Annotated in this window: 17 protein-coding genes; 8 read left to right on the top strand and 9 right to left on the bottom strand. The window is 65.5% G+C overall.

What is annotated here, in order from left to right; translation table 11 throughout:
- Nucleotides 1-214: 214 nt before the first annotated feature.
- The 3 genes from QFZ83_RS13755 to map form a co-directional block, all read right to left on the bottom strand.
- Nucleotides 215-1,255 carry a sensor domain-containing diguanylate cyclase gene (locus QFZ83_RS13755; RefSeq protein ID WP_307507263.1) on the bottom strand — a complete coding sequence of 347 codons (1,041 nt, stop codon included), beginning with the start codon at nt 1,253-1,255 and terminating at the stop codon, nt 215-217.
- 95 nt (nt 1,256-1,350) lie between these two features.
- Nucleotides 1,351-3,954 carry a [protein-PII] uridylyltransferase gene (locus tag QFZ83_RS13750; protein WP_307507260.1) on the bottom strand — a complete coding sequence of 868 codons (2,604 nt, stop codon included), beginning with the start codon at nt 3,952-3,954 and terminating at the stop codon, nt 1,351-1,353.
- A 22-nt stretch (nt 3,955-3,976) separates the two neighbouring features.
- Nucleotides 3,977-4,801, bottom strand: a complete 825-nt coding sequence (gene map, locus QFZ83_RS13745; protein WP_013541616.1) for a type I methionyl aminopeptidase — start codon at nt 4,799-4,801, stop codon at nt 3,977-3,979.
- A 200-nt stretch (nt 4,802-5,001) separates the two neighbouring features.
- Here map and purL point away from each other — a divergent pair, with 200 nt between their 5' ends.
- Nucleotides 5,002-9,021, top strand: coding sequence for a phosphoribosylformylglycinamidine synthase (purL, locus tag QFZ83_RS13740; protein ID WP_307507255.1), 4,020 nt, complete (start codon nt 5,002-5,004; stop codon nt 9,019-9,021).
- 81 nt (nt 9,022-9,102) lie between these two features.
- On the opposite strand, the gene QFZ83_RS13735 is transcribed toward purL, so the two are convergent.
- The 6 genes from QFZ83_RS13735 to QFZ83_RS13710 all read right to left on the bottom strand — a co-directional run bounded on the left by QFZ83_RS13735 (nt 9,103) and on the right by QFZ83_RS13710 (nt 13,882).
- Nucleotides 9,103-9,888 carry a peptidylprolyl isomerase gene (locus QFZ83_RS13735; protein WP_013541614.1) on the bottom strand — a complete coding sequence of 262 codons (786 nt, stop codon included), beginning with the start codon at nt 9,886-9,888 and terminating at the stop codon, nt 9,103-9,105.
- A 148-nt stretch (nt 9,889-10,036) separates the two neighbouring features.
- Nucleotides 10,037-10,315 carry a BolA family transcriptional regulator gene (locus QFZ83_RS13730; RefSeq protein ID WP_307507253.1) on the bottom strand — a complete coding sequence of 93 codons (279 nt, stop codon included), beginning with the start codon at nt 10,313-10,315 and terminating at the stop codon, nt 10,037-10,039.
- Nucleotides 10,312-10,851 (bottom strand): septation protein A, encoded by a 540-nt coding sequence (locus QFZ83_RS13725; RefSeq protein ID WP_013541612.1) that lies wholly within the window; start codon nt 10,849-10,851, stop codon nt 10,312-10,314. The genes QFZ83_RS13730 and QFZ83_RS13725 overlap by 4 nt, the downstream gene beginning before the upstream one ends.
- Complete coding sequence (gene msrB / locus QFZ83_RS13720; protein ID WP_307507250.1) at nt 10,852-11,262, bottom strand: peptide-methionine (R)-S-oxide reductase MsrB; 411 nt, start codon at nt 11,260-11,262, stop codon at nt 10,852-10,854.
- Nucleotides 11,259-12,740: a YdiU family protein gene (locus tag QFZ83_RS13715; protein WP_307507247.1), complete on the bottom strand. Its 1,482-nt coding sequence runs from the start codon at nt 12,738-12,740 to the stop codon at nt 11,259-11,261. Before QFZ83_RS13715 ends, msrB begins: the two co-directional genes overlap by 4 nt.
- 62 nt (nt 12,741-12,802) lie before the next feature.
- A complete protein-coding gene (locus QFZ83_RS13710; protein WP_307507244.1) occupies nt 12,803-13,882 on the bottom strand; it encodes an AraC family transcriptional regulator in 1,080 nt (359 codons plus the stop codon).
- Between the two features lie 151 nt (nt 13,883-14,033).
- On the opposite strand from QFZ83_RS13710, the gene QFZ83_RS13705 reads away from it, so the two are divergent.
- The 7 genes from QFZ83_RS13705 (at nt 14,034) to QFZ83_RS13675 (ending at nt 23,572) form a co-directional block, all read left to right on the top strand.
- Nucleotides 14,034-15,863 (top strand): carboxylesterase/lipase family protein, encoded by a 1,830-nt coding sequence (locus tag QFZ83_RS13705; protein ID WP_307507242.1) that lies wholly within the window; start codon nt 14,034-14,036, stop codon nt 15,861-15,863.
- 117 nt (nt 15,864-15,980) lie between these two features.
- Entirely contained in the window at nt 15,981-17,624 is a 1,644-nt protein-coding gene (locus tag QFZ83_RS13700) for a 3-(methylthio)propionyl-CoA ligase (RefSeq protein ID WP_307507239.1), read from the top strand.
- A 151-nt stretch (nt 17,625-17,775) separates the two neighbouring features.
- The gene (locus QFZ83_RS13695; protein ID WP_013541606.1) at nt 17,776-19,005 is read left to right on the top strand and encodes a branched-chain amino acid ABC transporter substrate-binding protein; all 1,230 of its coding nucleotides are present in this window, start codon (nt 17,776-17,778) and stop codon (nt 19,003-19,005) included.
- 202 nt (nt 19,006-19,207) lie between these two features.
- Nucleotides 19,208-20,452 carry a branched-chain amino acid ABC transporter substrate-binding protein gene (locus QFZ83_RS13690; protein ID WP_306879558.1) on the top strand — a complete coding sequence of 415 codons (1,245 nt, stop codon included), beginning with the start codon at nt 19,208-19,210 and terminating at the stop codon, nt 20,450-20,452.
- 77 nt (nt 20,453-20,529) lie between these two features.
- Nucleotides 20,530-21,483, top strand: a complete 954-nt coding sequence (locus QFZ83_RS13685) for a branched-chain amino acid ABC transporter permease (protein WP_176657545.1) — start codon at nt 20,530-20,532, stop codon at nt 21,481-21,483.
- A 4-nt stretch (nt 21,484-21,487) separates the two neighbouring features.
- Nucleotides 21,488-22,795, top strand: coding sequence for a branched-chain amino acid ABC transporter permease (locus tag QFZ83_RS13680; protein ID WP_307507236.1), 1,308 nt, complete (start codon nt 21,488-21,490; stop codon nt 22,793-22,795).
- Complete coding sequence (locus tag QFZ83_RS13675) at nt 22,796-23,572, top strand: ABC transporter ATP-binding protein (RefSeq protein WP_307507234.1); 777 nt, start codon at nt 22,796-22,798, stop codon at nt 23,570-23,572.

The following is a 23,572-nucleotide window of genomic DNA, read 5'->3' as shown; positions in this document are numbered from 1 at the left end:
GTAGTTGCGGCGGGATTGGATTCAGGACGAGAAGAATTTTTCGGCGCGTGGGTACCCAGCCCGGCGCATCGGTGATGCGTGAGCGTGCTGTGGCAAGAGAGGCCGCGTGGAAACGGCCGACCTGAGGTCTGGCGCTGCGGCACCGAACCGGGTCGGGTGGTCCGATCGGGTGGACCGCGGGAGAGGCGTGGGGCAGCCGCGGCCCACGGGCCGGTCAGGCGTGCAGGTTGCGTTCCCGCGAGAGCGCGCGGCGCGCCCGTTTCATGTCGTACATGGCGGCGTCCGCCTGACGCAGGGCATCGCGGGCCGACGTGACGCGCGGATCGGCCGCCACCGCCCCGACGCTCGCACCGCCGTAGTCGATGACCAGCGCCGGCAGTTGAAACTTACCCACTGCCGCGGCCATGATGCGCTGGGCGAGCGCCTCGGCCGCGGCGGCCGGCGCATCGCCTGCCGCGTCGCAGGCGGGACCGGCGCCGATCACCACGAACTCGTCGCCGCCCAGCCGCGCGAGCATGTCGCCGGCGCGCAACGTTGTCTTGAGCCGGGTGGCCATGGCGAGCAGGAACTCGTCGCCCACCTCATGGCCGTGCGCATCGTTGATCTGCTTGAAGCCGTCCAGGTCGATGAAGGCCACCAGGACGCAGGTGCCGTTGCGCTGGCTCTGCGCGAGCAGGCGGTCCAGTGCCTCGTCGAGCGAGCGGCGGTTCGGCAGGCCGGTGAGCATGTCGGTGGCGGCGTGGCTGGCCAGTTCGGAGTTGGCCTGCGTGAGGCGCGCGAAAAGCAGCTCGCGCTCCACATGCTGGCCGATGAGCTTGGCGAACAGGCCTAGCACGTTCTCTGCATTCGGAGGCAGCGACACCTGCGCGGCGCTGGCCGCGCACAGCGTGCCGTAGAGGCCGCTGCTGTCGGTGCGCACGGGCATGCTGACATAGGTCTGGATGCCCAGGTCGCGCGCCGCATCCGAATCGCCCCAGCACTCGGCGACGTTGCCGGTGTAGGAGCGGCCCTCGTCGAGGGCGCGCTTGCAGAGCGTGTCGTCCCAGGGAACGCTCAGGCCCTCGGGAATCTGCATCTGCCTGGCGTTGCGCGCATACAGGACGTGCTGCAGGCCCTTGTCCAGGTCGATCATCGTGAGATAGGTCGACTCCAGTCCGCTCACGGCCTCGAGCATCTCGAGCATGGGACGCGTCAGGTCCTCCAGGGTCCTGGCGGAAGAAACCGAGTCGGAAAGCTGAAGCAGCAAGGGGTCCATGAAGGCCATTCTGAACGGTCAAAGACTCAAAAATGAATCTTTTTGTTTGCAGAAGTTGATGAAAACGCGGCGATGCCGACCCCGGTTGACTGCTTTCAGGCCAGCGCTTCCATCAGGTCCTTCTCGATGGCCAGCTGCGTTTTCTGGCCCTGGAGTTCGGGGCCGCTGATCAGAAAGGTGTCTTCCACCCGCTCGCCGAGGGTCGTGACCTTGGCGAGCTGCAGATTGAGGTGATGGCGCGCGAGCACCCGTGCCACCGAATACAGAAGACCCGCGCGGTCGCTGGCCGAGATGTTGAGCAGCCAGCGCTGCGCCTTGTCGTCGGGCAACAGGCTGATGCGCGGCTTGATCGGAAAACTCCGCACCCGGCGCGACACCCGGCCCATGCTCGGCGGGGGCAGGGCACCGGCTTCGGTGAGCGTTTGCGCGAGGCCCGACTCCACCATGCTGATGAGGTCGCGGTAGTGGTCGGGCAGGAAGGTGGTCACGACCTGGAAGGTGTCGAGCGCGTAGCCGTTGCTCGTGGTGTGCACCTTGGCATCCAGGATGCTGAACGACGACTGGTCGAAGTAGCCGCAGATGCGCGCGAACAGGTCGGGCTGGTCGGGCGTGTAGACCACCACCTGCAGGCCTTCGCCCACCGGCGACAGGTGCGCGCGCACGATGGGCGGCGCCTTCGGGTCGATCGGCACGTTCGGCGGCGGCACGAAGCGCGAGAGCTGCTTGGCGTGCCAGGCGATTTCGGTGGCGTCGTGGCGCATGAAATAGCCGACGTCCAGCGTGTCCCACAGCGCCTTGTGCGCCTCGAAGCGCTGCGCGTGCAGGGCCAGCTGCACCAGCGCCTCGCGTTTGCGCGATTCGACTTCGGCGTCCGGGTCGGGCATTCGGCCACCGAGGGCGCGCAGCGTGTAGCGGTACAGGTCTTCGAGCAGCTTGCCTTTCCATGCATTCCACACGCGCGGCGAGGTGCCGCGGATGTCGGCGATGGTGAGCAGGTACAGCGCGGTGAGGTAGCGCTCGTTGCCCACGCGCTTGGCGAAGGCGCCGATCACCTCGGGGTCGCTCAGGTCCTGCTTCTGGGCCACCTGGCTCATCACCAGGTGCTCGGCCACGAGGAATTCGATGAGCTTGGAGTCTTCGCGCGCAATGCCGTGCTGCTTGCAGAAGCGCTGCACGTCGCGTGCACCCAGCGTGGAATGGTCGCCGCCGCGGCCCTTGGCGATGTCGTGGAAGAGGGCCGCCACGTACAGGATCCAGGGCTTGTCCCAACCGGCCGCGAGCTGCGAGCAGAACGGGTACTCGTGCGCATGCTCGGCAATGAAGAAGCGCCGCACGTTGCGCAGCACCATCAGGATGTGCTGGTCCACCGTGTACACGTGGAACAGGTCGTGCTGCATCTGCCCCACGATGCTGCGGAATACGCGCAGGTACCGCCCGAGCACCGAGGTCTGGTTCATCAGCCGGAAGGCATGCGTGATGCCGTAGGGCTGCAGCAGGATCCGCATGAAGGTCTCGTGGTTGACCGGGTCGTTGCGGAACTTGCTGTCCATCACATGGCGCGCGTTGTAGAGCGCCCGCAGCGTGCGCGCCGACAGGCCCTTCACGCCGATGGTCTTCTGGTAGAGCAGGAAGGTCTCGAGCACCGCATGCGGCTCGCGCTCGTAGAGGTCGTCGCTCGCGATCTCGATGAGGCCGGCGCGCTCGTAGAAGCGCTCGTTGATCGGCGTGTGCTGCTCGTCCACGGGCTGCAGCCGCTCCGAGATGTTGAGCAGCAGGATCTGGTTGAGCTGCGACACGGCCTTGGCCGCCCAGTAGTAGCGCCGCATCAGCGCCTCGCTGGACTTGCGCTGCGATTCGCTTTCGTAGCCGAAGCTGGCGGCCACCGCCGTCTGCAGGTCGAACACCAGGCGGTCTTCGCGCCGGTTGGCAATCACGTGCAGGCGGGCGCGAATGAGCGAGAGCAGCGCCTCGTTGCGCTTGATCTGTTGCGCCTCGAAGGAGGTGGCCAGGCCGTTCTTGGCCAGGTCGTCCCAGCGGCTGCCGTAGCCGGCGGCCTTGGTCATCCAGAGGATGGTCTGCAGGTCGCGCAGGCCCCCGGGCGATTCCTTGCAGTTGGGTTCGAGCGCGTAGGGTGTGTTGTCGAACTTCTGATGGCGGTGCCGCATTTCCTGCGACTTGGCCACGAAGAAGGCCTGCGGATCAATGGCTCGCGTGAAGCGGCGGCGGAAAGCGACGAAGAGCTTCTTGTTGCCCGCGATCAGCCGGGCTTCGAGCAGCGAGGTCTGGACGGTGACGTCCTTCTCGGCCTCGGCCAGGCATTCTTCGACGGTGCGCACGCTGGAGCCGATTTCCAGGCCCGCATCCCAGCAGTGGCCGATGAAGGCTTCGATGCGGGCCGGATCGATCTCGCTCTCGTGGCCTTCGGGCGGCAAGAGCAGGAGCACATCGACGTCGGAATACGGGAACAGCTCACCGCGGCCGAAACCGCCGACGGCGGCCAGGGTCAGCGAATCGCCGAAATTGGCTTCCTGCCACAGGCTGCACAGCGTCTGGTCGGCCAGCGCCGAGAGCTGGCGCAGCACCGTATGGACGCTGCGGGTGGGCGCGCGTGCGAAGCGCAGGGTGTCGAAAAGGGCGAGCTTTTTCGCGCGATAGGCTTCGCGCAGCGTCGCCACATCGATCTTGGCTGCTTCGATCACGGCGGGGGCGCGCTTCGGCGCGTCAGGTTTTTGTCGAAGTGACGAAGGAGGGCAGCGGCGGGCTGCCTTCGGAGAGCGTCAGCACTTCGTAGCCGGTTTCGGTGACGAGCACGGTGTGCTCCCACTGGGCCGACAGCGAATGGTCGCGGGTGACGATGGTCCAGCCGTCGTACTGGCCGCCCTTGAAGTCTTCCTTCACGTCGCGCTTGCCGGCGTTGATCATCGGCTCGATCGTGAAGATCATGCCGGGCTTGAGCTCTTCCATGGTGCCCGGGCGGCCGTAGTGCAGCACCTGGGGCTCTTCATGGAAACGCTGGCCCACGCCGTGCCCGCAGAACTCGCGCACCACCGAGAAGCCCTGGCCCTCGGCGAACTTCTGGATCGCATGGCCCACGTCACCGAGATGCGCACCGGGTCGCACCTGCAGGATGCCGTGCCACATGGCCTCGAAGGTGATGCTGCACAGGCGTTTTGCGGCGATGGAGGCGTCGCCGATCACGTACATGCGGCTGTTGTCGCCGAACCAGCCGTCCTTGATGACGGTGACGTCGACATTCATGATGTCGCCCTTCTTCAGGGGCTTGTCGTTCGGGATGCCATGGCACACCACGTGGTTCACCGAGGTGCAGAGCGACTTCGGAAAAGGCACGCTGCTGGCGCCCATGTAGCCCACAGTGGCCGACGTGGTGCCCTGCTTGACCATGTATTCGGCGGCGAGCCGGTCCACGTCGTTGGTCGTGATGCCGGGCTTGATGAGGGGCGTGAGGTAGTCCAGCACCTCGGAGGCAAGGCGGCAGGCGACGCGCATGGCTTCGATGCCCGCAGCGTCTTTGTAGGTAATGCTCATGGCCCGAATTATCCCATCGGAGAACGAGCCTGCCCCCAACGCGGGACACTTCGTGTTCCCGCTGCCCCCGAGGGCGCGGCCCGCTTGGGGTGGCCCGGCGTTGGCCTAAAATCCCGGGTTAACGCGGATGGCCCCAGTCAGCGGCCATCCGCCCTCGATTTCTTGATTCCCAACGCGGCCCCCGAGGCCCCACATCGACCGTGACGCAGCCCGCACCTCAAGCCCTTCCCGTCGTAACCCTGTTCGAGGGCGGCAGCGCACTCAGCGATTTCCGAGCACGGCAGCTGCTGCCGAAGCTTCAGGCCATCGAACCGCGCATCGAGGGCATTTCGGCCCGTTTCGTTCACTTGGTGGTCACCGATGCCGCAATCGACGCGGCCGGCCATGACCGCTTCGCCGCGCTGCTGACCTACGGCGAGCCCTTCGAGGCGCCGGGCAAGGCGGGCACTTCGGTGGTCGTCACGCCGCGCCTGGGCACCGTGTCGCCCTGGGCCTCCAAGGCCACGGACATTGCCCACAACTGCGGCCTGGCGCTGCGCCGGGTCGAGCGGGTCACGCAATACCACCTGAAGCTCAAGTCGCCGCTGATCGGCAAGACGCCCGTCATCGAAGGCGACACGCTCGCCGCCGTGGCCGGCCCGCTGCACGACCGCATGACCGAATCGGTGCTCGCCACCGTCGAGCAGGCGGCCAGCCTCTTCAGCGAACTGCCGGCCCAGCCGATGGCACAGGTCGATGTGCAAACGGGCGGCCGCCAGGCCCTGGTCGCTGCCAACACCGGCTTCGGCCTGGCGCTGGCCGAAGACGAGATCGACTACCTCGTCGAAGCCTTCACGCGCCTGGGCCGCAACCCGAGCGACGTCGAACTGATGATGTTCGCGCAGGCCAACAGCGAGCACTGCCGCCACAAGATCTTCAACGCCCAGTTCACCATCGACGGCAAGGCGCAGCCGCAGAGCCTGTTCTCGATGATCCGCCACACCGAGAAACAGAACCCGCAGCACACGGTCATCGCCTATGCGGACAACGCCTCGGTGATGGAAGGCGCGACCATCGAGCGATTCATTCCGGCCGACGATTCGCAGAGCTATCAGAAAAATAGCGCCCTGAGCCATGTGCTGATGAAGGTCGAGACGCACAACCACCCGACCGCGATTTCCCCGTTCCCCGGCGCCTCGACCGGCGCAGGCGGCGAGATCCGCGACGAAGGTGCCACCGGCCGCGGCTCCAAGCCCAAGGCGGGCCTGACCGGCTTCACGGTGTCGAAGCTCTGGCCCGATTACGGCAAGGACGGCGGCCACTACGGCAAGCCAGAGCACATCGCCAGCCCGCTTCAAATCATGACCGAGGGGCCGCTCGGCGGCGCCGCGTTCAACAATGAATTTGGCCGGCCCAACTTGCTGGGCTACTTCCGCGAATACGAGCAGGCGGTGACGAGCGACCTCGACACCGTGCAGCGCGGCTACCACAAGCCCATCATGATCGCGGGCGGCCTTGGCAGCATCGATGCGACCCAGACCAAGAAGATCCAGTTCCCCGCCGGCTCGCTGCTGATCCAGCTCGGCGGCCCCGGCATGCGCATCGGCATGGGCGGCAGCGCCGCCAGCTCGATGGCGACCGGCGCCAACGCGGCCGAACTCGACTTCGACTCGGTGCAGCGCGGCAACCCCGAAATCGAACGCCGCGCACAGGAGGTCATCAACCACTGCTGGCAGCAGGGCGCGGCCAACCCGATCCTTGCGATCCACGACGTGGGCGCGGGTGGCCTGAGCAATGCCTTCCCCGAGCTGACCAACGACGCCGGCCGCGGCGCGCGCTTCGACCTGCGCGCCGTGCCGCTCGAAGAGTCGGGCATGGCACCGAAGGAAATCTGGTGCAACGAAAGCCAGGAGCGCTACGTGCTGGCCATCGCGCCGGAGTCGCTCGAACAGTTCAAGGCCTTCTGCGAGCGCGAGCGCTGCCCGTTCTCGGTGGTCGGCGTGGCGACCGAAGAGCGCCAGCTGCTGGTCGCCGACGAAGGCGCAGCGGTCCAGCCGGTCGATATGCCGATGGACGTGCTGCTCGGCAAGCCGCCCAAGATGCACCGCGACGTGAAGACCGTCGCCCGCACCTTCAAACCGCTCGACCTCACTGGCGTCGATCTGCAGAAGGCCGCCATCGACGTGCTCGCGCATCCGACCGTCGCTTCCAAGCGCTTCCTCATCACCATCGGCGACCGCACCGTGGGCGGAATGAGCCATCGCGACCAGATGGTCGGCCCCTGGCAGGTGCCCGTGGCCGATTGCGCCGTGACGCTGGCCGACTACAAGGGCTTCGCCGGCGAAGCCATGAGCATGGGCGAGCGCACGCCGCTGGCCGCGCTCGACGCGCCGGCCTCCGGCCGCATGGCCGTGGCCGAGGCCATCACCAACCTGCTGGCCGCGCCGATCGAACTCTCGCGCGTCAAGCTCTCTGCCAACTGGATGGCCGCCTGCGGCGAGCCCGGCGAAGACGCCGCGCTGTACGAGACCGTCAAGGCCGTGGGCCTGGAACTGTGCCCGGCGCTCGGCGTGTCGATTCCGGTCGGCAAGGATTCGCTGTCGATGCGCACGCAGTGGAAGGACGGCGACGAGGCCAAGAAGGTCACCTCGCCGGTCAGCCTGATCGTCACCGCCTTCGCATCGCTCGCCGACGTGCGCGGCACGCTCACGCCGCAACTGGACGCAGAAGAAGCCGACACCACGCTCGTGCTGATCGACCTGGGCCGGGGCCAGCACCGCATGGCCGGCAGCATCCTCTCGCAGGCGCTCGGCCAGAGCGGCGACACGGTGCCTGACCTGGACGATCCGGCGCAGCTCGTGGCGCTGGTCAACGCCGTGAACGCGCTGCGTGCCGACGGCAAGATCCTCGCGATGCACGACCGAAGCGACGGCGGCCTGTTCGCCACCGCCTGCGAGATGGCCTTCGCCGGCCACGTCGGCGTGGCGCTCAACGTCGACATGCTGGTCACCGAAGGCGACGGCATTTCCGACAGCCGCATGGAAACCGGCGACGCCAAGAACTGGGCGCAGCAGGTCAGCGCGCGGCGCGAGGAGCTCACGCTCAAGGCGCTGTTCAACGAAGAGCTCGGCATGGTGCTGCAGGTGCGCACCGCAGAGCGCAACGATGTGATGCAGGTGCTGCGCGCGCACGGCCTCAGCGCGCACAGCCACTTCGTCGGCAAGACGCGGCCTGCCAGCTCGACCATGGATGCGGGCAAGGGCAAGCTCGAAGTCTGGCGCGATGCCAAGTCGGTGTTCAGCGCATCGCTGCACGACTTGCATCAGGTGTGGGATTCGGTGAGCTGGAAGATCGCCCGCGAGCGCGACAACCCGGCCTGCGCCGATGCCGAGCACGCCGCGGCCGGCGAAGTTTCGGACCCCGGCATGCATGTGTTCCTGCCGAACGCACAGCCTTTGGCGCCCGCCATCCTGCAGTCGCGCCCCAAGGTCGCGATCCTGCGCGAGCAGGGCGTCAACTCGCATGTCGAGATGGCCTATGCCTTCACCGAAGCGGGCTTCGAAGCCTACGACGTGCACATGACCGACCTGCAGACGGGCAGGGCGGACCTCGCCAACTTCAAGGGCGTGGTCGCCTGCGGCGGCTTCAGCTACGGCGACACGCTGGGCGCCGGCATCGGCTGGGCGCGCAGCATCACCTTCAACCCGAAGCTGGCCGAGCAGTTCAAGGCTTTCTTCGGCCGCGAAGACACCTTCGGCCTTGGTGTGTGCAACGGCTGCCAGATGTTCGCCGAGCTGGCCGACATCATCCCGGGCGCCGAAGCCTGGCCGCGCTTCACCACCAACCAGAGCGAGCGCTTCGAGGCGCGCCTGTCGATGGTCGAGGTGCTCGAATCGCCGAGCCTCTTCTTCGCAGGCATGGCCGGCAGCCGCCTGCCGATCGCGGTGGCGCACGGCGAGGGCTATGCCAACTTCAAGCACCGCGGCGACGCAGCCAAGGCCATCGCGGCGATGCGCTTCGTGGACAACCACGGCAACGCCACCGAGCAGTACCCGTTCAACCCGAACGGAAGCGCCGGCGGCCTGACCTCGGTGACCACGCCAGACGGCCGCTTCACCGCCGTGATGCCGCACCCGGAGCGCGTGTTCCGCAACATCCAGATGAGCTGGACGCCGGGCGACCGGAGCGAGCTCAGCCCCTGGATGCAGATCTGGCGCAACGCGCGCAAGTGGGTGGGTTGATCACCTGAAGGCTGCTGCGGCAGCCCCATAAAAAAAACGGCCCGCAGGCCGTTTTTTTTATGGGGGGAAAAAGCGCGAGGCTTACTCGACCTTCGCCTTCGCGCGCAGTTCCTCTTGGTACTTCTGCAGGCGCTGCTGCTGCAGCTGCTGCGTGACCTGCGGCTTCACTTCTTCCAGCTTCGGCAGCTGCGCCTGGCGGATGTCGTCCACGCGGATGATGTGATAGCCGAACTGCGTCTTGATGGGCGCTGGCGTGGTCTCGCCCTTCTTGAGCTTGATCATCGCTTCCGAGAACTCGGGCACGAAGCTCGCGGGGTTGGCCCAGTCGAGATCGCCGCCGTTGGCGCCCGATCCCGGGTCCTTGCTCTGCTTCTTGGCGATGTCTTCGAACTTGGCGCCCTTCTTCAGGTCGGCCATGATCTTCTTGGCCTGGTCCTCGGTCTCCACCAGGATGTGGCGGGCCTTGTATTCCTTGCCGCCGTTGGCTGCGACGAACTTGTCGTACTCGGCCTTCACGTCGGCGTCCGAGACCGGGTTGGTCTTGCGGTAGTTATCGAACAGCGCGCGGATCAGGATGGCCTGGCGGGCGAGTTCGAGCTGATTCTTGTAGTCGTCGTTCGCGTCCAGGCCTTGCTTCTGCGCTTCCTGCATGAACACTTCGCGGGCCACGATTTCCTCGCGCAGCTGGCTTTGCATTTCCGGCGTCACCGGGCGGCCTGCGGCGGCCAGTTGCTGCGCCAGAACGTCCATGCGGGCCTTGGGCACCGGCTTGCCGTTCACGATGGCTGCGTTCTGCGCCAGAGCCGCCATGGGAATGGCACCGATCAGCGCTGCGGCCGCGACGGCCTGCAAGATGTGTTTTTTCATGGAATGAATATCAGGCTGGGGAGAAAGTGCGCGTGTAGGAAAAGGCGCGTGAAAGAAAGCGGAGAGAGACGAACAAAAGGGGGAAGAAAGAGGGCTGGGGCATCGCGGCGAAGACCGCGTGCAACCCCGTGCAACCAGTACGGACGACTCAGAGCACCTCGATGGCGATGGCGTGCAGACCCTGTGCGATAAAAACTTGGAGGGCATCATACACAAGGCGATGTCGCGCCACGCGAGGCTTCCCATCGAAGAGCGGGGAGGCGATGCGCACCCGGAAATGCGTGCCGTAGCCCTCCGCATTGGCGCCCGTGTGGCCTGCGTGCGCGGCGCTTTCGTCGATCACTTCGAGCTGCGTGGGAGCCAGCGCTTCGCGCAGTGCCGCTTCAAGTGCGGCCGGCGTCGGCAAGGGAGTGGTCGTGCTCGTCATGCGGTCGGCTTGTCTTCTTTCAGGTGCGGCGCGATGTACAGGCCCTGCGCCACCAGGAAGACGATCGGGAACACATAGCCCCAGAGCTTGAAGTTGACCCAAGCCTCGGTGGTGAAATAGGCCGCCACGTAGCCGTTGATGAGCGCCATGAAGAGGCAGTAGCCGATCCACGCGACGTTCAGGCGACCCCAGATGCGGTCGGGCAGCTCGAGCTGCGAGCCCAGCAGCATCTTCAAAAAGTTCTTCTTCAGCGCCCAGAGCGCCACGGCCAGCGCGATCGCCATCGCGCCGTAGAGCACGGTGGGCTTCCATTTGATGAAGCGGTCGTCGTGCAGCACCAGCGTGAGCGTGCCGAACAGAAGAATCAGCACCAGCGTGGCCTTCTGCATCGCCTGCAGCTTGCGCTCCATCGCATAGATGACGGCCATCTGCACCACGGTGGCGGCCATCAGCACGCCGGTGGCGGTGTAGATGTCGGCGAGCTTGTAGGCGCCGAAGAACAGCAGGATCGGGAAGAAGTCGAGGATCAGTTTCATTTATTTTTTCTGGAAATCGAGCGACGCCGAGTTCATGCAATAGCGCAGGCCCGTTTCCGTCGGGCCGTCGGGGAACACGTGGCCCAGGTGTGCGCCGCAATTGGCGCAGACATTCTCGGTGCGCACCATGCCGTGCGAGCGGTCGACGATGTTCTTGATGGCGCCGGGCACCGCTTCTTCCGAGAAGCTGGGCCAGCCGCAGCCGGCGTCGAACTTGGTGCCCGACTCGAACAGCTTGGCGCCGCAGCACACGCAGTGGTAGGTGCCGTCGTTCCAGTGCGCTTCGTACTTGCCGGTGAAGGGGCGTTCGGTGGCGGCGTGGCGGGTCACTTCGAAGGCGGCGGGTTCCGCGCCTTTTTCAGCGAGCAGGGCTTTCCATTCGGCGTCGGTTTTCTGTACGGGAGTGGTCATGATGAGCAGCTGATTTCAATCGTGGAGGCCCAGTCGGGCGGGAAGCCGGCGTATGCGTCGGCGCCGGGGTGTTCTTCAAATGGGGTTTCGAGCAGCGTCAGCAAGGTTGCCACACCCGAGAAGTCCTTTTGCGCAGCCGCTTCGATGGCTTGCTGGCCCAGGTGGTTCCGCAGCACGTATTTCGGGTTCGATTGAAGCATCAGATCGGCGGCTTCCGAACGCACCGACTGCACATGGCGCTCTGAAAATGAGAGCAGCCAGGCGTCGAAGCCCGCGCGGTCCAGGAACAGGTCGCGCACCGGCTCCGCGTTGCCGTCGGCCATGTACTGCGAGAGGCGGCGCCAGAAGATCGTGTAGTCGACCTTGCCCGCCGCCAGCAGCTTGAGCACGCCTTCGATCAGCGCGCGGTCGGCCTCGGCCGCATCGGCGAGGCCGAGCTTGGCGCGCATGCGGGCCTCGAAGGCGTTCGGGAACACTGTCTTGTACGACTCCAGCGCGGCGACGGCGACTTCCTGGTCGCCGATCAGCGGCAGCAGCGCCTGCGCGAGGCAAAAGAGGTTCCAGTACGCCACGTTCGGCTGCTGGTTGAAGGCGTAGCGCCCGCTGGTGTCGCTGTGGTTGCAGATGTGGCGTGGATCGAAGCCGTCGAGGAACTGAAACGGCCCGTAATCGATGGTGAGCCCGAGGATGCTCATGTTGTCGGTGTTCATCACGCCGTGGCAGAAGCCCACGGCCTGCCATTGGGCGAGCAGGGCGGCGGTGCGCTCGCTCACGGCTTCGAGGAAGGCGGCATACGCGTTGCCGTTGAAGCGGTCGGTGGTGCGGCAGGCCGGGTAGTAGCGGTCGATGACGTAGTCGGCGAGGGCGCGCAGCTCGTCTTCTCGCTGATTGGCTGCGAAGTGCTCGAAATGGCCGAAGCGGATGAAGCTGGGCGCTACGCGGGCCACGACGGCGGCGCTCTCGGGCTCTTCGCGGAACACGCGGGCGTCGGAGCCGGTCACGCTGAGCGCGCGGGTGGTCGGGATGCCGAGGCCGTGCATGGCCTCGCTGCAGAGGAATTCGCGGATGCTGGAGCGCAGCACCGCGCGGCCGTCGCCGCCACGCGAGTAGGGGGTGCGGCCCGCGCCCTTCAGTTGCAACTCGAGCCCGCCTTCGGTTTCGCCCAGCATGATCGCCCGGCCATCGCCGAGCTGGCCGGCCCACACGCCGAACTGGTGCCCGCTGTAGACGGTGGCGAAGGGGTTGGTGCCGACTACAGGCAGGCCGCCGGTCAGCGCCGCGAGCGTGGTGTCCGATTGCCGCCAATCGGCGGGCAACCCCAGTTCACGCGCCACCGCATCGCTGTGGCCGACCCAGTACGGATCGGGCAGGGGAGTCGGGCGCAGGTGGGTGAGAAAGGCGGGGCCGAGAGCCGCGAAACCAGGTTTCCAGCGCAATCCCAGGTCCGCGACGTCCGTGTCTTCAGCAAGCAGGCTCATGTCCGGATTGTCCGGCACCGGGCGTAACCCCTTGCCATGCGGGCCATCGCGCCCGGAACGATTCAGTGGGCCAGCGCGGGCGTATCCCAGATCCGCGCCCGGTATTGCGCGGGCGGCAGGCCGAACCAGCGCTTGCAGGCCCGGAAGAAGTTGCTGCTGTCGACGAATCCGAGCATGTCCGCGACGTCGGTAAGGGTGTGGCGGTCTTCGGCCAGGTACTGCTGCGCGAGTTCGCGGCGAGTGCGGTCGAGCAGCGACTGGAACGACACCGACTCCTCCTGCAGCCGCCGCTGCAGCGTGCGCTCGGCAAGGCCGAGGCCCGCGGCCACGTCCTGCCGGCGCGGCTCGCCATGCGGCAGCCGGCGCGCGATTTCTGCGCACACCAGGGTGCTGGTGGTGGTCTGGCCCAGCAGGTTGAGTTGGTCGTCCAGCAGGTGCTCCTGCATCTCGCCGAGCGTGGGGTGATAGGTGGGCAGCGGCATCGCCATGTCGGCCCCCGACAGCAAGAGGCGGTTGGCAGGCGCGTTGTAGCGGATCGGGCAACCGAAGGCCTCGCGGTGCAGCCGGTCGTCGGTCGGCGGCGGGTAGACGAACTCCAGCGCCAGCGGCTGCAGTTCGCGGCGGGTGAGCCACTGGCATTGCATGAGCACGGTCAGCAAGGCGTATTCGACGCGCTGGCGCGGAATCGGCAGGCTGCCGCCGGTGTGCTCCATCACCATCCAGCAGCCGCGCGCCTCGGGCTGCATCGCGAAGGCGGTGGCGTCCGAGATCACCGCCATGTAGCGGGTGAGCCGCGTCAACGCCGCACTCAGGTCGGCGCTGCACGACATGGCGTGGCCGACCGTGCCCAGCTTGCTGTGCGTGGCGGCCAGGTCGCGATGCAGGCCCAGCGTGGGCTTGTCGGCGCGCGCCACGGCCAGTTGCCAGAGCACGGAGATTTCGTCGACCGGCACGCGCGCGTTCTGCCGGTGCAGGGAGTCGGGATCGAAGCCGGCCTCGCGCAGCAGCGAGGGCACGTCCAGACCCTCGGACTCGAACATCGAGAGCACGCCTTCGAGCCAGGCGGCCGAGCTGGTCCGCAGTTCCGGTTGCTGCCGGGCGCCGTCCGGCCGGCGTTGCGGGCGGCGCTGGGCATGCGGCATGGAGGCTCCTGAAGTCATTGAATTGGCTCGCTTGCGATAGCGGGGGAAACGCGGTCCGTTTCTAGAATTTTCTGGCGGGTCCGGTCGGCCGGAGTATGGCCGCCGGACACCGGCGCAGGAATTCCGATTAACCCGGTGTGGAGACAAACAAATGAATACAGAGACAACGGAAAACCAGGACCCGACCAGGCAAACGGCGGCAGGCGCAGTAGCGCGCGCCATGGCCGTGACGGCGTGCATTGCGCTGTCCGCCTGCGGCGGCGGCTCGGATTCCGGCTTTACCTTCACACCGATCGTTCCGGTGGCGCCCCCGCCGCCCGCCGCACCGCCCCCGGCCGCCGACGGCCCCATGGTCCGCCAGACCACCGCCGGCAAGATCGAGGGCGTGGACGACAGCGCCAGGACGGGCACCTGGTTCTGGAAGGGCGTTCCGTTCGCGCAGCCGCCGGTCGGTGCCCTGCGCTGGCGCGCGCCGGTGGAGCCCGCGGCGTGGAGCGGCATTCGCCCGGCCGCGAAGTTCGGCAACGCCTGCCTGCAGATCGGCCGGCTCTTCAGCCCGGGCACCAGCAACACCTACGACGCCACCATCGGCACCAACCTGGGCAAACCGGTCGGCAGCGAGGACTGCCTGTTCGTCAACATCTGGCGCCCGGCCACCACCGAGAAGAACCTGCCGGTGCTGCTGTTCATTCACGGCGGCAGCAACATCTCGGGCTACACAGCCGATCCGTTGTACGACGGTGCCACGCTGGCCCGGAACACCAATGCGGTGGTCATTACAGCCAGCTACCGCCTGGGCGTCTTGGGCTTCATCAACATGCCGCAACTGCGCCCGGGCGGCACCGCGGGCGACGACTCGGGCAACTTTGCGCTGTTGGACAACATGGCGGCGCTGCGCTTCATCAAGAGCAATGTCGCGAACTTCGGGGGCGATCCGGGCAACGTCACGCTGTCGGGTGAGTCAGCCGGCGCAACCAACCTTTTGGCGGTAATGACTTCGCCGATGGCCAAGGGACTGTTCCACAAGGCTTTCGAGATGAGCGGAGGCATTTCGCTCGCGAGCAACCTGCCTGCGCGCACGCTGCCCTCGCTCGCACCGGCCTCGGCATCTCTGGCGCAGGGCCAGGCGATCCTGGAAAAACTGCTCGTGGCGGACGGCACCGTGCCCGACGCGGCAGCCGCGAAGGCCTACATCGGCACGCGCACACCGTCCCAGATCTCCGACTACATGCGTGCGCAGGAGGCCGGCGCGCTCTTGACCACGGTGGTTGCGAACGGTCTGGGCAGCGTTGCGCCCATTCCCGACGGCACGGTGCTGCCGGTCGATCCGATCGGCGCCATTGCGGCCGACAACTACGTCAAGGTGCCCCTGTTGGCCGGCAACACGCGCGACGAGGGCAAGCTGTTCGCATCGCTGCTGGGCACGATCGGCTTTCCGAAGGCGGGCTGGATCGTCACCGACGCTCAGCGCTTTTCGATGATGTTCAACTTCGACCCCGATGCCGCCCCCACGCTCGCGGTGGGTGACATCATCGATTCGTCCTACCTTCCGGTAGACAAGGCAGGCGTCGGCTACAACGCGGCGACTGACGCCATCACGCAGGGCCTGTTCGGCGCCAACCGCGACAACCTGCTCAATACGATGAAGACGCGCCAGTCGAACATCTGGCATTACCGCCTCGACTGGTCGCAGGAGGCCGCACCGTGGAACGACGTGTACGGCGCTGCGCACGCCTTCGACCTGCCTTTCGTGTTCGGCAACTTCAACGGCTCGCTGCTGAGCAACGTGATGGGCGGCAAGGCCAATCAGCCGGGGCGGGTCGCCTTGTCCAACGCCGTCATGGCGAGCGTCGGCGCCTTCATGCGCAAGGGCGACCCGAACACGCCCGAACTTGGTGCGACATGGGGTGCCTGGCCCTCGCAGATGCTGCTCGACGCCACGCCGACGGCTGCAAAGATCACACCGGTGAACGTCCCTTGAAGAGCCGCTTCGTTCAATTCAGCAGTGCGGGTTTGTGTCATTGTGGAAGTGGCCGAAGCTTGCGTGAATCTGTTGCTCGCAAGCTTTCATGAAGTCATTTCTTTTAGGAGTCCGTAGATGCTGGGTTTGATGCAAGACCAACCGCTTTTGATCTCGTCGCTGATCGAGTTCGTCGAGCGCCACAACGGCGATGGCGAGATCGTCTCGCGCCGTGTCGAAGGCGATATTCACCGCACCACCTGGGGCGGGATCGCATCGCGTGCCCGGCAGGTGGCCAATGCGCTCGATGGCGAGCAGCTGCTCTTCAGCGACCGCATCGCCACGCTGGCCTGGAACGGCTACCGGCACCTGGAGCTGTACTACGGCGTGAGCGGCAGCGGCCGCGTGCTGCACACCATCAACCCCCGCCTGCACCCCGACCAGATCGCCTGGATCGCCAACCACGCCGAAGACCAGATCCTGTGCTTCGACCTCACGTTCCTGCCGCTGGTGCAGGCGGTGCATGCCAAGTGCCCCACGATCCGGAAATGGATTGCGCTTTGTGATGCCGACAAGCTCCCGGCCGACAGCGGCATTCCCAACCTGGTGAGCTACGAAAGCTGGATGGGTGCGCAGTCCAATGAATACGACTGGCCCAGCTTCGACGAGAACTCCGCCTCGAGCATGTGCTACACGAGCGGCACCACGGGCAACCCGAAGGCCGCGCTCTACAGCCACCGCTCGACCATGCTGCACGCGTACGCGGCGGCCCTGCCCGACGTGATGCGCCTGTCGGCGCGCGACTCGGTGCTGCCGGTGGTGCCGATGTTTCACGTCAACGCCTGGGGCATTCCGTACTCGGCGGCGCTGGTGGGCTGCAAGCTCGTGTTCCCAGGCCCCGCGCTCGATGGCAAGTCGGTGTTCGAACTCATCGAATCAGAAGGCGTGACCTTCGCCGCCGGCGTGCCCACCGTGTGGCAGATGATGCTCGGCCACATGCAGGCGGGCGACCTGAAATTCAGCAAACTGAACCGCACCGTCATCGGCGGTTCGGCCTGCCCGCCGGCCATGATCACGGCGTTCCAGCAGAAGTTCAACGTGGAGGTGCTGCACGCCTGGGGCATGACCGAGATGAGCCCGCTGGGCACGCTCTGCACGCTCAAGAACAAGCACGAGTCGCTGTCGCCCGAGGCGCAGCTGCAGATCCGCATGAAGCAGGGCCGCGCGATCTTCGGCGTCGACATGAAGATCGTCGATGGCGACGGCAACGAGCTGCCCTGGGACGGCAAGGCCTACGGCGACCTGCTGGTCAAGGGACCGTGGATCGTCAAGGAGTACTTCAAGGGCGAGGGCGGCGATCCGCTCATTCCCGATGCGCAGGGCCGCGGCTGGTTCCCCACCGGCGACGTCGCCACCATCGACGCCGAGGGCTACCTGCAGATCACCGACCGCAGCAAGGACGTGATCAAGTCCGGCGGCGAGTGGATCAGCTCCATCGAAATCGAAAACATCGCCGTCGCGCACCCGGCCGTGGCCATGGCCGCCTGCATCGGCGTGTTCCATCCGAAGTGGGACGAGCGGCCGATCATCGCGGTGATGAAGAAGCCCGGCGCCGAAGTCACGCGCGAGGAACTGCTCAAGTTCTACGAAGGCAAGACCGCCAAGTGGCAGATCCCCGACGACGTGGTCTTCGTCGAGGCCATTCCGATCGGCGCGACCGGAAAGATCCTGAAAACGAAGCTGCGCGAACTGCTCAAGGACTACAAGTTGCCAACGCTCTGAAGCACCGCCAAGGCCCCGCCGCACTGTCGCGCACGCGATAGGAAGACCGCTCCGGCGGGCTTCCTTGCGGGCAATCCCTGTGCGGCGAAGAAAAGGGCGCTTGTACGCTGGCATCCCGCCTCATACCCGCCATTCATCCAGGAGACTCTTCATGCAATTTGCTCTCAAGTCAGTCGCTGCTTGTGCCATGTTGGTGAGCGTGACCGCCGCCTTCGCCCAGAAGGGCGAAACGGTCAAGATCGCCTGGCTCGACCCGCTGTCGGGGCTGATGGCCGCGGTGGGCACCAACCAGCTCAAGACCACGCAGTTCCTGGCCGAAGAGTTCAACAAGAAGAATGCGTCGGGCGTGAAGTTCGAGATCATCGCTATCGACAACAAGCTGAGCCCGCAGGAAACCACCGCCGCGCTGCGCTCGGCGCAGGACCAGGGCGCGCGCTACATCACCCAGGGCAACGGCTCGGGCCCGGCGCTGGCGATCATCGATGCCATCGAGAAGAACAACGCGCGCAATCCGGGCAAGGAACTGCTCTACCTGAACTACGCGGCGGTCGACCCCGACCTCACCAACAGCAAGTGCAGCTACTGGCACTTTCGCCTCGATGCAGACACCTCCATGAAGATGGAGGCGCTGACCACCTGGATGAAGGACCAGACCGACATCAAGAAGGTCTACATCCTCGGGCAGAACTACGCCCACGGCGTGCAGGTGTCGAAGTTCGCCAAGGAAGACCTGAAGGTCAAGCGCCCCGACATCCAGATCGTGGGCGACGACCTGCATCCGCTCGCGCAGGTGCGCGACTTCTCGCCCTACATCGCCAAGATCAAGGCCTCGGGCGCCGACACGGTCATCACCGGCAACTGGGGCTCCGACCTCTCGCTGCTCATCAAGGCGGCGAACGACTCGGGGCTGGACGTCAAGTTCCTGACCTACTACGCGCCGGGCGCCGGCACGCCCACGGCCATGGGCGCCACCTCGGCCGGCAAGGTCTACACGGTGGCCTATGCGCACTACAACATGGGCGGCGAGATCCAGAAGCTGCTCGCCGGCTACAAGAAGAAGATGAACGACGACCTCACGCAGTCGTCGATCTATCACACGTTCGCGTTGCTCGATGCAGCCTTCGTCCAGACCAAGTCGACCGACCCGGTCAAGGTCGCGGCCGCGCTGGAGGGCATGAAGATCAAGAGCTTCAACGGTGAGGTCGAGATGCGCAAGGCCGACCACCAGTTGCAGCAGGGCCTGTACATCTCGCGCTGGGAGAAGGCGAGCGCCAAGTACCCCTACGACGCCGAGAACACCGGCTACACGAACGTCCCCGTGAAGTACTACGAGTCGTATGTGGCGAGCACGCCGACGACCTGCCAGATGAAGCGCCCCTAGGCGTCTTTGTGAACGCATTTCCTACTCGGTGGTAGCAACGCTCTACCGGCGGGTAGCAATTGGAGAAATGCGCTGTCGCCTGCGCGATAGAAACGGGCCTTTGCGGCCACCCCCTTACGGGCATTCCCTGAGGGGAGGGGCTGCGAACGCTTGTACGCTCGTGCAAGGCTTTTTGATTCGGTTTGACCAGGAGATATAGATCGTGAAGTTCGCTCTGAAAATCGCTACCGCCGCCATCCTTGCCGCGAGTGCCACCGGTGCTCTGGCCCAGAAGGGTGAAACCGTCAAGATCGCATGGCTGGACCCGCTCTCGGGCCTCATGGCCGCGGTGGGCACGAACCAGCTCAAGACCTTCCAGTTCCTGGCCGAAGAATTCAACAAGAAGAACGCGGCCGGCGTGAAGTTCGAAGTCATCGGCATCGACAACAAGCTGAGCCCGCAGGAAACCACCAGCGCACTGCGCTCGGCCATGGACCAGGGCGCGCGCTACGTGGTGCAGGGCAACGGCTCCGGCCCCGCGCTCGCGATCATCGATGCGCTCGAGAAGCACAACGCCCGCAACCCGGGCAAGGAAGTGCTGTACATCAACTACGCGGCGGTCGACCCGGACCTCACCAACAGCAAGTGCAGCTACTGGCACTTCCGCCTCGATGCCGACACCTCCATGAAGATGGAGGCGCTCACCACCTTCATGAAGGACCAGACCGACATCAAGAAGGTCTACCTGATCAACCAGAACTACTCGCACGGCCAACAGGTTTCCAAGTACGCGAAGGAAAACCTCAAGTCCAAGCGCCCCGACGTGGAAATCGTCGGCGACGACCTGCATCCGCTCGCCCAGGTGCGCGACTTCGCACCGTACATCGCCAAGATCAAGGCATCGGGCGCCGACACGGTCATCACCGGCAACTGGGGTTCCGACCTCGCGCTGCTCATCAAGTCGGCCAACGACTCGGGCCTGAACGTCAAGTTCTACACCTACTACGCCGTGACCAACGGCACGCCGACCGCCATGGGCGCGGCCTCGGACGGCAAGGTCTACCAGGTGGGCTACAGCCACTACAACGCGCCCGGCCCGGTGCAGCCGCTGATGAACGAGTTCAAGAAGAAGTTCAACGACGACCTGTACACCACCGACATCTACACGGTGTACGCGATGCTGAGCGAAGCCTTCGTGCGCACCAAGTCGACCGAACCCGTGAAGGTCGCGGCCGCGATGGAAGGCATGAAGTTCAAGAGCTTCAACGGCGACGTCGAGATGCGCAAGGCTGACCACCAGCTTCAGCAGGGCCTGTGGATCACGCGCTGGCAGAAGGCCGACGCCAAGAACCCGTACAGCCCCGAAAACACCGGCTACACGCTGGCCCCGGTGAAGTACTACGAGCCCTATGTCTCGAGCACCCCGACGACGTGCCAGATGAAGCGACCCGGCACCGCGGCTTCCTGACCGCCGCCGTCGCCTGACCGGTCGAGGCCCGACTTCAACACTCGGGCCTCTTTCTTTTTCACGCATCCGAAAGACCGATGAACGTCGAATTCTTCGTCATCTCGCTGCTCAACGGCGTCAGCTACGGCCTGCTGTTGTTCATGCTGAGCTCTGGCCTTACGCTGATCTTCAGCATGATGGGCGTGCTCAACTTCGCGCACGCCAGCTTCTACATGCTCGGCGCCTACATCGCGTACACGCTGTCGAACATCATCGGCTTCTGGCCGGCGCTGTTCATCGCGCCGCTGCTGGTGGGCCTCTTGGGTGCCGCGTTCGAGCGCTATAGCCTGCGCCGGGTCCACAAGTTCGGCCATGTGCCCGAGCTGCTGGTGACCTTCGGCCTCTCGTACCTCATCCTCGAACTGGTGCAGCTGGCCTGGGGCCGCTCCACCGTGCCCTATGGACTGCCGACGCAACTGCAAGGTCCGCTGTTCTCGCTCTACGGCACGCAGTTCCCGAAGTCGCGCTCCTTCATCATGCTGGTGGCGGTGCTGATGCTGATCTCGGTGTGGCTGCTGCTCACGCGCACGCGCATCGGCCTGGTGATCCAGGCGGCGCTCAAGCACCCCGACATGGTCGAGGCGCTGGGCCACAACGTGCCGCGCGTGTTCATGCTGGTGTTCGGCGGCGGCGCCGCGCTCGCGGGCCTGGCGGGCGTGGTCGGCGGCAACACCTACGTCACCGAGCCCGCGATGGCGGCTTCGGTCGGCTCGATCATCTTCGTGGTCGTGGTGGTCGGCGGCATGGGTTCGCTGGCCGGCGCGTTCCTCGCGTCGCTGCTGATCGGCATCATCCAGACTTTCGCGGTTGCGATGGACCAGTCGCTGGCCACCGGCCTTCGCGCCATCGGCATGACGGTGACCGACCAGACCTTCGGCTATGAGCTCCTCAAGCTCACGATCTCGCAGGTCGCACCGATCCTGCCGTACCTGTTCCTGGTGCTGATCCTCATCTTCCGGCCCAAGGGTCTTCTTGGAACCCGGGAGGACTGACCTCATGACCACAGCAACTTCTACGCAGTACTACCGCTTCAAGCCCTGGAACATCGGGCGCTACCTGATCTGGACGCTGTTCGCCGTCGTGCTGATCGTCTCGCCGCTGCTCTTCAAGAGCAGCCTGGCGCTCACGATGCTCTCGCAGATGGGCTACCTCATCATCATCTGCCTGAGCTACAACATCCTGCTGGGGCAGGGCGGCATGCTGAGCTTCGGCCATGCGGTGTACGTGGGCCTTGGCTCGTTCCTCGCGATCCACGCGATGAACATGGGCGCGAAGGGCGGCATGCAGATTCCGCTGGTGCTCATTCCGCTGGTGGGCGGCCTCGCCGGCATGTTCTTCGCAATCTTGCTGGGCTTCGTGACCACCAAGAAGTCGGGCACCACCTTCGCGATGATCACCATGGGCATCGGCGAACTGGTGGCCTCGATGGCGCTGATGTTCCCGAGCTTCTTCGGCGGCGAGGGCGGCATCACCACCGACCGCGTGTACGGCCCGACTTTCTTCGGCTTCAACTTCGGTTCGCAGATCCAGGTGTACTACCTGATCGCCGCGTACTGTTTCGTCTGCACCGCGCTCATGTATGCCTTCACCGGCACGCCGCTCGGCCGCATGCTGAACGCGGTGCGCGACAACCCGGAGCGCGTCGAATTCATCGGCTACAACACGCAGCGCGTGCGCTACTTCGCGTTCATCATCGCGGGCTTCTTCGCCGGCATCGGCGGCGGCCTGGCCTCGATCAACTTCGAGATCGTGAACGCGGCCGACAGCCTCAATGCGATTCGCTCGGGCGGCTACCTGCTGTTCACCTTCCTGGGTGGCGCGGTGTTCTTCTTCGGGCCGATCATCGGCGCGGTGCTGCTGGTGTTCGCATCGATCCTGCTGTCGGAGCTGTCGAAGGCCTGGCAGCTGTACTTCGGCCTGGTGTTCGTGTTCATGGTGATGTTCGCCCCCGGCGGCATCGCGAGCCTGATCATGATGAACCTGCGCGTGGCCAAGTTCGGCAAGTTCGACCGCTTCTGGCTGCTGTATCTCGCCATCGCGGTGGCGCTGGTTCCGGTGGTCATCGGCGCGGCTGCGCTCATCGAGATGATCTATCACATCCAGCTCAACGCGGCGATGGGCCCGACGCTGAACTTCTTCGGCGTGGCGCTCGACACGGCAGGCGTGGGCAGCTGGCTCGGCGCGGCGGTGATCCTGGCGATCGGCCTGGCTGCGCTGGAAGTGGCACGACGCCGCTTCGTGCGCGTCTGGGGTCGCGCGCAGGAAGAAATAGAAGCAGAAATCAAACGTCGGGAGGCGGCGTAAATGAGCGCGCAATACGCATTGGAATTGAAGGCGCTGCGGAAGAACTTCGGCAAGACCGAAATCATCCGCGGCGTGGACCTGGCGGTAAACGCCGGCGAACGCGTGGCCATCATCGGCCCGAACGGGGCGGGCAAGTCGACGCTGTTCAACCTGATCAGCGGTCGCCTCACGCCCACCAACGGCGAGGTGCTGCTGAACGGCGAGCGCATCGACGGCAAGAAGCCCTACGAGATCAACCGGCTGGGCCTCTCGCGCAGCTTCCAGATCACCAACATCTTCCCGAAGCTGAGCGTCTTCGAGAACCTGCGCTGCGGCGTGCTGTGGAGCCTGGGCTACAAGTACACCTTCCTGCGCTTTCTCTCGAACCTCGATGACGCCAATGCGCGCACCGAGGAGCTCATCAAGCAGATCGGCCTGGAGCGCAAGCGCGACGTGCATGCGGTGAACCTCACCTATGCCGAGCAGCGCGCGTTGGAAATCGGCGTGACGATCGCGGGCGGTGCCGGCGTGATCCTGCTGGACGAGCCCACGGCCGGCATGAGCAAGACCGAGACCTCGCACTTCATCTCGCTCATCAAGCATGTGACGGTCGGCAAGACGCTCTTGACGGTGGAGCACGACATGGGCGTGGTCTTCGGCCTCGCCGACAAGATCGCGGTGGTGGTGTATGGCGAAGTCATCGCCTTCGATACGCCCGCTGCAGTTCGCGCCAATGCGCGTGTGCAGGAGGCTTATCTCGGGTCCTCAGTGGCCGACGCACAAGGGGCGGGACACTGA

The organism is Variovorax sp. W1I1, from assembly GCF_030815625.1.
GTDB classification, from domain to species: domain Bacteria; phylum Pseudomonadota; class Gammaproteobacteria; order Burkholderiales; family Burkholderiaceae_C; genus Variovorax; species Variovorax paradoxus_C.
This window is presented reverse-complemented; position numbering and strand designations above follow the sequence as displayed.